Genomic DNA, 8930 nt, shown 5'->3' with positions numbered 1-8930 from the left:
CTCTCGGCGGCGAGCTACGAAGCTTGCTGCGCGGCGGCGTGGCCGCGCGCGGCGTCGACCCGCGCAAATGCGGCCGCCGCCCGGAGGCGGCGGTCGTGTCGTGTCGTGTCGTGTCGTGTCGTGTCGCGGCGCGGCAGGCGTGCCGGGCCGCGAGGCGCTGCATGCCGCACGCGGGGCGCGCAAGGAAGGGAAACCTTGCCGGCGCGCCGCGCGATGGCGGCGCGCAAGTAAGCCGCTACGCGTTACGCGTAGTCGGCGGCCAGCGCCGACAGCGGCGCGGCGCGCAGGATCGGCGCCGCGTCGTGGCGCTCGACGTGCGTCATGGCCGCGCCGAACAGCACCAGCCGATAGCCGACCGCATAGATCGGGATGATCCGCAGGTTCTTGTCGTGATCGAGCTGCAGCTTCGAACGGATGCGCGAGATATGGGTGTCGAGCGTGCGCGACGACACGCCGAGCTCGCGGCCCCAGACCGCTTCCTGGATCGCCTGCCGCGGCACGATTTTGTTCATGTTGTCGAGCAGGAATTCGACGACATCGAATTCGCGCGGCGTGACGTCGACGATTTTGTTGTCGATTTCGATCGTGCGGCGCACGAAGTTGATTTTTATATTGTCGATGTACAGGTATTTGCAATCCATGGTGGCCCTCGCATGTCCGTAAAGGAGTGTTTGCGGGTCATGTACCGCAACTTCCGGGCCAGGGAAGGCATGTGGGGCAACGACGGAGGGCGGGAGCGGAGCGGGCGGCCCGCCAGCGTTGAATCTAAAAGAATTTTTAACGCGGGACGCGCGGCGGGCTCGGGAAGGGTCCGAGCAATATTGAAGGATTGTTACGTAGCATCGATCGGGAACGTTACGGGCGTTACGGGCGGCGTAACGTGGGGAGAACGAAACCGGGCCGACAATAAAAAACCGGCCGCGCGACGTTCCCGTCACACGGCCGGCATTTCACCCGCCCGTCAAGCCTTCGCGCTATCGCCCGAATCGAACGGCAGCACGTAATGCCGCTTGCCGGTCGCCGCGAAGATCGCGTTGGCGACCGCCGGCCCGATCGGCGCGACACCCGGCTCGCCGACGCCGGTCGGCGCCTCGGCCGACGGCACGATATGCACCTCGACCTTCGGCATCTCCGCCATCCGCAGCACGTGATAGCCGTCGAAGTTGCGCTGCTCGACGTGGCCGTCCTTCAGCGTGATCGCGCTGTGCAGCGCCGCGCCGAGCCCGAAGCCGATGCCGCCTTCCATCTGCGCGGCGACGATGTCCGGGTTGATCGCGATCCCGCAGTCGACCGCGCACACCACGCGCTCGACCTTCACCTTGCCGTCGGCGTCCACCGATACCTCGGCCACCTGCGCGACATAGCTCTTGAATGCCTCGGCCACTGCGATTCCGCGTCCGCGGCCCTTCGGCAGCGGTTTCGCCGGATCCCAGCCGGCGTTCTGCGCGGCCAGCTCGAGCACGGCGCGCATCCGCGGCTCCTTCGCGAGCAGGTCGCGACGGAACAGGTACGGATCCTTGCCCGCCGCGTGCGCGGCTTCGTCGATGAACGCCTCGACCGCATACGCGGTGTGCGAGCTGCCGACCACGCGCCACCACAGCACGGGCAGGCCGACCTTGGTGGTGGTGAGTTCGACCGACACGTTGGGCACCGCGTACGGCAGGTTCGCCGCGCCCTCGACCGACGTCGCGTCGATCCCGTTCTTCACCATGAACGCCTCGAACGGCGTGCCGGCGAGGATCGACTGGCCGACGATCCGGTGGCGCCAGCCGACCAGCTTGCCGTCCTTCGTCAGCCCTGCATCGAGCTTGTGGAAGTACATCGGGCGATAGAAGCCGCCCTGGATGTCGTCCTCGCGCGTCCACTGCAGCTTGACCGGCTTGCCGTCCGCGCCGAGCGCCTTCGCGATCGATACGGCCTCGACCACATAGTCCGACCACGCGTTCGCGCGCCGGCCGAAGCTGCCGCCCGCGTACAGCGTGTGGATCCGCACTTGCTCGGGCTTCAGGCCCGCGACCTTGGCGGCATTGCCCTGGTCGACCGTCTGGAACTGGTCGCCGGCCCAGATCTCGCAGCTGTTCGCCGTCAGCTTGACGACCGCATCGAGCGGCTCCATCGGCGCATGGGCGAGATACGGGAACTCGTAGGTCGCGCTGATCTTGCGCGCGGCGCCCGCGATTGCCGCGTCGGCATCGCCGTCCTTGCGCGCCGACGTGCCGGGCTTGGTGGCGAGCTGCCGGTATTCGCGCATGATCTCGTCCGAGCCGCGCTTCTCGGCGTTCGCTTCGTCCCAATTGACCTTCAGCGCGTCGCGGCCCTGTTTCGCGGCCCAGAAGCCGGTCGCGACGACCGCGACGCCGCCCGGCACCTGCACGACCGATACCACGCCCGGCACGGCCTTCGCGGCCGTCGCGTCGAACGACTTGACGGTCGCGCCGAAGCGCGGCGGGCGCTGCAGCAGCGCGACGCGCATGCCGGGGAAGGTGGTGTCGAGCGTGAATTGCGCGGTGCCATTCGATTTGGCCGACGCGTCGACGCGCGGGATGCGATGGCCGATCAGCTTGAAGTCGGCCGGCTGCTTCAGCGTGACCTTGTCGGGTACCGGCAGTTTCGACGCGTCGGCGACCAGCGTGCCGTAAGCGGCCGTCTTGCCGCTCTTCGCATGCGTGACGACGCCGTTGGCGGTGGTCAGCTCGCCGGCCGGCACCTTCCAGCGGGCTGCGGCGGCCGACACGAGCATGGCGCGCGCCTTGCCGCCCGCTTCGCGCAACTGCTGCCACGAGTTCGACATGGCCGAGCTGCCGCCCGTGCCCTGCATCGTGCCGAACGCGAGGTTCGCATAGCGCTTCGCATCGGCCGGCGCGCTTTCGACGCGCACGCTCGACCAGTCGGCGTCGAGCTCCTCGGCGACGATCGTCGCGATGCCCGTGTACGCGCCCTGGCCCATTTCGACATGCTTGGCGATCACGGTGACCTTGCCGTCGGGCGTGATGCGCAGGAATGCGTTCGGCGCGAAGTCGGCGGCGGGCGCCGTCGCGGCGAGCGCGCGGCGGCCGAGGCCGGCCCATTCGAAGCCGATCGTCAGGCTGACGGCGGCCGTGGCGCCCGCGGCCTTCAGGAAGGTGCGGCGCGACGGTCGCACCGAATCGGGGTTGTCGAGTTCGATCGTCATGGTCAGGCTCCCAGCGTCGCGGCCGCATCGTGGATCGCGGCCCGGATGCGGGCGTAGGTCGCACAGCGGCAGAGGTTGCCGTTCATCGCGGCGTCGATGTCCGCGTCGGTCGGCTTCGGGTTCTGTTCGAGCAGCGCGGTGGCCGACATGATCTGGCCGGACTGGCAATATCCGCACTGCGGCACCTGCAGCTTCACCCAGGCGGCCTGCACGGCCTGCGCGGGCTTGCTCTGCACGCCTTCGATCGTCGTGACGTGCTTGCCCGCGACGCCGGCGAGCGGCAGCACGCACGAGCGGACGGCCTGGCCTTCCAGGTGGACCGTGCAGGCGCCGCACTGCGCCATGCCGCAGCCGAATTTCGTGCCGGTCAGCCCCGCGTGCTCGCGGATCGCCCAGAGGACGGGCATCGACGGATCGGCGTCGAGCGTGACGCTCTTGCCGTTCAGGACAAACGTGGTGGGCATTTTTTGTCTCCGTGGGGAAAACCCGGCATCCGCCGGATCAGGTGGCAGTGTGCGCGAACGGTCGGTTTTTACGTCTACCCAATCCTGCAAATTTATTGAACAATCCTGCAAATCCCCGGCACGGCGGCAAGCGATTCGCTATGCTCCCGCGATTCAGGGAAATGAAGCGAGGAATCCGTCATGGACATGACCGATATCGCGGCGTCGCGCGAATCCGGGCGGCGCGAACTGGCGTCGCTGATCGGCCGTTTCGCGCCGGCGGACGGCTCCCACTCGACGGCCGTGCCCGCGCTGATGCTGCACCGGCATACGCGTCCGGTCGATCTCGGCTGCGGCGTGTCGCGCGCCGCGCTCGTGATCGCCGCGCAGGGCGCGAAGCGCGTGATGGTGGCCGGCCAGACTTACGAATACGACACGCAGAACTGCCTGATTACGTCGATCGACTTGCCGATTCTCTCGCGCGTCACGCGGGCATCGCCGGACGCGCCGTACCTGTGCCTGTCGCTGACGCTCGATCTGCAGCGCATCGTCGAACTCGCGGCCGAGATGCGGCTGCCGGAGCCCGAAGCGGGCCCCGAAGGCGAGGGCATCGCGCTCGCCGAGCTGACGCCGCCGCTGCTCGATGCCGCGCTGCGGCTGCTGCGGCTGCTCGATACGCCGCCTGATATTCCGGTGGTCGCGCCGCTGATCGAGAAGGAACTGCTGTACCGGCTGATGACGAGCGGGCAGGGCACGCGGCTGCGGCACATGGCCGTCGCGGGCAGCCAGACGCACCGGATCGCGCGCGCGATCGAGTGGATCCGCGATCACTACGCGGAGCCGATGCGCGTCGACACGCTCGCGCAGGCGGTCAATATGAGCGTGTCGTCGCTGCACCATCACTTCAAGCACGTGACCACGCTGAGCCCGCTGCAGTACCAGAAGCAGCTGCGGCTGCACGAGGCGCGGCGGCTCTTGCTGCGGCAGGGCGGCGACGTCGGTTCGGTGGCCGCGGCAGTCGGCTACGAAAGCGCGTCGCAGTTCAGCCGTGAATACAGCCGGCTGTTCGGCGCACCGCCGATGCGCGACGTCGTGCACCTGCGCAAGAAGGAGTTGCTCGGCACCTAGCGGCGGCGCCGGTCATTTCGATGGCGGCGAGCCCGACTCCCTCGCGGGCCGCGCACGAACTTCCGTTTCACGCATGCATCCCGCAGGCGGGCGGACGGATGAGGCAACTGCCGCCCGGATGCGGGCCCACCCGTCGAAACGTGCAAAAAAATCGCGCAATGACGAACCTTCCGCGTAGATCGCGCGTGGTACGAACACGTTTCGGCGACGGGATTCTCGATCGATATCACTTCGGAAATGTTTCTCGCGCGTATCGCGTGTCACCATCCGGGCAATGAAATCCAATGGTTATCGGCATTGAATGTCGGCGAATGGAATGCAGGCAGTCGAAATCGATAAAGCGTGTTGCGGGGTTCGTGCGCCAAGCGTGGCGTCTTTTTTCCCCGATATGCAGGCGGCGTGCAAGCCGTTTTTGCCGCGCGTTTTGCATGGTTGATCGACGCTCGATCCCCTCGGTATTTGCATGGATGAATCAATCGCGTTGCGCGGTGGCGGGTGCGCACATCGGCAACCGTACCGATGTCCGTCGCGACGGCCCCGCCGAACCGGGTGACGCGCGCTTCGATTCGTGATTTTCCGCGCACGGGAACGCGGTCGAACGGGCTGCGGCAGGCGGTTTGCAGGGGCCGAAGCGCATCTCGGCCGGAATGTTCGACGGTGCGCTTCGCAAGTATGAAACACCCGTTCGCCGCCCCCTGCAGGCGGCCCCGCGGGCCGCATTCGTCCGTCTTTTCCAGCCTTGCTGCGCGGCATTCAACGAGCGGCGCAGGCTGCCGATGGTCACCGCGATACATTCCTGAAACAAAAAATGCGATTCCCGGCGACAGATCCTGGCGCAGCGGACGGCATGAGACGCGCAACCATCGGTGGAATCACGCATGGCATGCCGCTTGCGATATTGGTTATACCGGCGAGCGGTCGACCAGATGCATCGAAGATGGAGGGCGGCCAACTCGTCAATAAGCAGTCGGGGAAACAGTGATGAAGACCAGAAGCAGCAGCTTGATTCGCGCCTTCCTTGCGCACCCTTGGGGTAGTCGGACAGGGTGTAGTACGACTCGCGATGCAGTGCCAGCCTCGCGGGTTCGTCGCTGCCGGTTTCCCGGCTTCCGTGCGTTGCACGCGCTGGCGAACCTGTCGTTGCGCATGACGACCGGCCCACAACGGCGCCCCTCCGCATCTTCGTTCCGTTCCCCCGGATGGACCAGGCTGTTCGTGCCGGACAGCTTGACGCCGATTCATCTTCGACCGTGCGGGGCCGTAGCGATCGCGCCGGAAAAACACCGGCGCCGGCTGGACTAATTCAAACGACCGTCGGCCGAATTGCCGGGAAGATATTCGATCGGTAGCTCAGGGAGAAACGATGCCACCTGACTGTCATGCAGGCCCGTAATCGCCGCGATGACGCGCACGGTTTCAATGGCACTGCATTTTCGGTGGATAACAGTATTCGCGCATTTTCGATTGCTGAAGCGGACGCCGTGTGCCGGCATGCCGCGTGAGCGAGTTTCGAAAACGACTAATCCGGAACGGTGAATTCTCGTTTCCGGGTGCGTGACGCAATTTGTTTTCTGGTAGTTGAAAATCGATAAGCCTTATCGAAAACGCTTATAAAAAAGTTCGGAAAACTAAAAAATACGAACCTAAACTTCGACTGGCCAAAAATTACCGGGTGTCGGATTCGCGAGAATCGATTCTTTGTAATTAGATAGTGATCCTTATTTATGAGGATTGCTCAAGGCAGGGAAGTTGAAGGCGTGCAGCTTTCCTTGCTTGTTCCGTCCACGCCGTTATGGAGTCGACCATGAAGAAGCTTCTGATTGCAGCAGCAGTGATGGTGGTTTCGAGTGCAGCGTTTGCAGCGAGCGGCACGGTTTCGTCCAGCATGTCGTCGAGCGGCGGCCAGACGATGGCCGGTGTTGCCGGGAACGGGTCATTCACGGCCATGGACTCTGGCGCGGCACTCGGCGCAGCCGGTGCAACGGCGGGTGGCGGTGCGAGTAGCTCGCTCTCGTACACGAACCACGTCAACACGTCGACGGTGAGCGGTTTCGGCTTTGGCGGCGCACAAGCCGGCGGCACGAGCGGCGCGACTGCCGGCTCGACCGGCTGGACGTTGCATCGCTACTAAGCCGCGGCGCATAGCGGTCGTCATGGAGTGGTGGCACGGATGCCGGGTTTCGTCCCGCGAGGGCGGGCCCGGCGCCCTGGCCACCGAACTTCCTCACAGCAAGGAATTGCTATGAAAGCCAACGTTTTTTTAGCGACAGCGCTCACCGTTCTGTCGTCGGCCGTCCTGGCGTCCGGACCGTCGACCTTCAACCAGACGCAATCCGTTGCAACAGGTGTCTCGGGTTCGGTGTTGGTCGGCACCGGCAGCTATACGAGCAACTCGACTTCCGTAGCGGGCGCAAACGCGGGAAGTACCGTGACCCCCGCTGGTTCCACCGGCACGGCATCCGCCTTCCACAATTCGACTTCGACGGCCAGCGGCTCGGGCTCGAACGGGGGCGCGTTCGCAGCAGGCGGCGGTATCGGTGCCGCAGGCTCGTTCGGTGGAACCGGCAACACGAGCGAGAACGCCAATGCGCTGTCGGGAGGGGTGACCGCCACGATCGTACTGGGCGCGAACCACTACACGGCAACCGGGGCGAACGACGGCGGCGTTGCCAACGCGGGTGCCGCAGGGATGACGGGCAGTGGCGGGTCGGGAACGATTGCGGGCTCGAACCACTACAACACGTCGACCGTATGGGGTACCGGTCCGGCCGGATCGCCGTCCGCATCGGGCGGCAGTCAGGGCAGCTCCGGTGCGACCGCCGGCAGTCCTTGATTCGGGTGCTGCGGGGACCAGTTTCCCAGCGACGCTGGTCTCTTTCATCGCCTTGTTGTCACCGTAAGGAGTTGGCATGAAGCAGAAACTGATTGCCGCCGCTCTGATGCTCGCGTCTCTGACGGCATATGGCGCTGACCGTGCTGCCGACGACGTGCAATCGAATTTGCAGACGTCAAACAACCCTGACCAGGCAACCAAACCGTCACAACAACAAACGCTTTCGTCGGGCAGTGCCATCGGTGCGCCAGGGGGGCCGCAATGGCCGGGTATGTCGGGCGGCTCGTGGTCCCAGCTGGGTAGCGGCTGGAAGCAGTTCGGGGAAGCAGGCAAATCTGAAGGAATTCAGGGGAAGTAGCACGGTTGCCTGGGTGGGAGGTCAAACCTCGTCCGGAGAATGAAATGAACAGCAACAAGATCAAGGTGGCATGCGCGGCGATGTTCGCGATGGCCACGATGGGTGCCCAAGCGCAGACAGCCGATTCGACTTCAAGTGCGCAGTCGTCCACATCGTCGACGGCAGTCAGCCTCGGCGGCGGGGCGAGCATGAATACCAACACCACGACTGGCGGCAATGCCACGAGCAGCAGCGGGATTCGAGGCAGCGGCAATTCGAGCGTCCAGGTCAACCTGACGATGCCGTCCTCCACGAGCGGCGGCTCGAGCGTGACGCCGCAGAGCACGAGCTCGCTCGCGGCCGGCACGCCCGGCACCAGCCCGTACAACACCCAGGCGGCGGAAAACGTCAACTATTCGGGTACCCAGACGATCAAGACGAACCCGGCGATCCAGGCGCCGGGCCTCACGACCACGCTGTCCGATACCTGCATGGGCTCGGTGAGCGTCGGCGTGTCGTTCCCGGGCTTCGGCGCGACGGGCGGCACGACCCTGGTCGACCAGGCTTGCGTGCGTCGTCTCGATGCGCGTGAATTCCGCGCGATGGGGCTGACCGACGTCGCGCTCGCGCTGCTCTGCCAGAGCGATGCGAACCGGCGCGCGGTGGAAGCGACCGGCCACCTGTGCCCGGGCACGACCGCGCCGCTCGCGCGCTCGAACGTGGCGCCTTCCGTCGAAGCGACCGTGGCCGACGACGTGAAGTATCGCGACCCGATCGTGCGCAACCGCATGGGCCTGCCGCCGCTCGATGGCGCTGCACCCGCGCCCGCGCAGACGCGCCCGGTGGCCACCACCGCGGTCCAGGCTGCGCCGACACCCGTGCCGATGCCCGCGCCGTCGATCGCCGCGCCGGCCGTCAGTGCGGTGCCTGCCGCGACGCAAGCGGCTGCCGTGAAGGCGTCGCAAGCGGCTGCCATCGTGCCTGCTGCCGTGCCGGTTGCCGCAGCCGCACCGGTTA

The 8930-nt window shown here is 65.9% G+C and carries 7 protein-coding genes and 1 pseudogene; 5 read left to right on the top strand and 3 right to left on the bottom strand.

Going from position 1 to position 8930, the window contains the following annotated elements; all coding sequences use genetic code 11:
• Positions 1-242: 242 nt before the first annotated feature.
• From F3J14_RS31595 to F3J14_RS31585, 3 genes are all read right to left on the bottom strand, one after another.
• Positions 243-641, bottom strand: coding sequence for a winged helix-turn-helix domain-containing protein (locus F3J14_RS31595; protein WP_166726267.1), 399 nt, complete (start codon positions 639-641; stop codon positions 243-245).
• Between the two features lie 320 nt (positions 642-961).
• Positions 962-3172 carry a xanthine dehydrogenase family protein molybdopterin-binding subunit gene (locus F3J14_RS31590; protein ID WP_166726266.1) on the bottom strand — a complete coding sequence of 737 codons (2211 nt, stop codon included), beginning with the start codon at positions 3170-3172 and terminating at the stop codon, positions 962-964.
• Between the two features lie 2 nt (positions 3173-3174).
• The gene (locus tag F3J14_RS31585) at positions 3175-3636 is read right to left on the bottom strand and encodes a (2Fe-2S)-binding protein (protein ID WP_012366480.1); all 462 of its coding nucleotides are present in this window, start codon (positions 3634-3636) and stop codon (positions 3175-3177) included.
• Between the two features lie 180 nt (positions 3637-3816).
• Between F3J14_RS31585 and F3J14_RS31580 the strand changes: the two genes are divergently transcribed.
• The 5 genes and pseudogenes from F3J14_RS31580 to F3J14_RS31560 all read left to right on the top strand — a co-directional run.
• Positions 3817-4743, top strand: coding sequence for an AraC family transcriptional regulator (locus F3J14_RS31580; RefSeq protein ID WP_166726265.1), 927 nt, complete (start codon positions 3817-3819; stop codon positions 4741-4743).
• A 1804-nt stretch (positions 4744-6547) separates the two neighbouring features.
• The gene (locus F3J14_RS31575) at positions 6548-6874 is read left to right on the top strand and encodes a hypothetical protein (RefSeq protein WP_166726264.1); all 327 of its coding nucleotides are present in this window, start codon (positions 6548-6550) and stop codon (positions 6872-6874) included.
• A gap of 111 nt (positions 6875-6985) precedes the next feature.
• Entirely contained in the window at positions 6986-7576 is a 591-nt protein-coding gene (locus F3J14_RS31570; protein WP_166726263.1) for a hypothetical protein, read from the top strand.
• 76 nt (positions 7577-7652) lie between these two features.
• Positions 7653-7934: a hypothetical protein gene (locus F3J14_RS31565; protein WP_166726262.1), complete on the top strand. Its 282-nt coding sequence runs from the start codon at positions 7653-7655 to the stop codon at positions 7932-7934.
• Between the two features lie 44 nt (positions 7935-7978).
• A pseudogene (locus F3J14_RS31560) lies at positions 7979-8930 on the top strand (chemotaxis protein CheA); the annotation flags it as partial.

This window comes from Burkholderia sp. Tr-862 (assembly GCF_011753085.1).
GTDB lineage: Bacteria > Pseudomonadota > Gammaproteobacteria > Burkholderiales > Burkholderiaceae > Burkholderia > Burkholderia ambifaria.
The sequence above is the reverse complement of the archived record's forward strand: the minus strand, read 5'-3'. Positions and strand labels throughout refer to the sequence as shown.

Bases quoted from the DNA above. Each gene is read 5' to 3' on its own strand.
- F3J14_RS31565 (WP_166726262.1), top strand. From the start codon at position 7,653: ATGAAGCAGAAACTGATTGCCGCCGCTCTGATGCTCGCGTCTCTGACG.
- F3J14_RS31595 (WP_166726267.1), bottom strand. From the start codon at position 641: ATGGATTGCAAATACCTGTACATCGACAATATAAAAATCAACTTCGTG.
- F3J14_RS31590 (WP_166726266.1), bottom strand. From the start codon at position 3,172: ATGACGATCGAACTCGACAACCCCGATTCGGTGCGACCGTCGCGCCGC.
- F3J14_RS31585 (WP_012366480.1), bottom strand. From the start codon at position 3,636: ATGCCCACCACGTTTGTCCTGAACGGCAAGAGCGTCACGCTCGACGCC.
- F3J14_RS31580 (WP_166726265.1), top strand. From the start codon at position 3,817: ATGGACATGACCGATATCGCGGCGTCGCGCGAATCCGGGCGGCGCGAA.
- F3J14_RS31570 (WP_166726263.1), top strand. From the start codon at position 6,986: ATGAAAGCCAACGTTTTTTTAGCGACAGCGCTCACCGTTCTGTCGTCG.
- F3J14_RS31575 (WP_166726264.1), top strand. From the start codon at position 6,548: ATGAAGAAGCTTCTGATTGCAGCAGCAGTGATGGTGGTTTCGAGTGCA.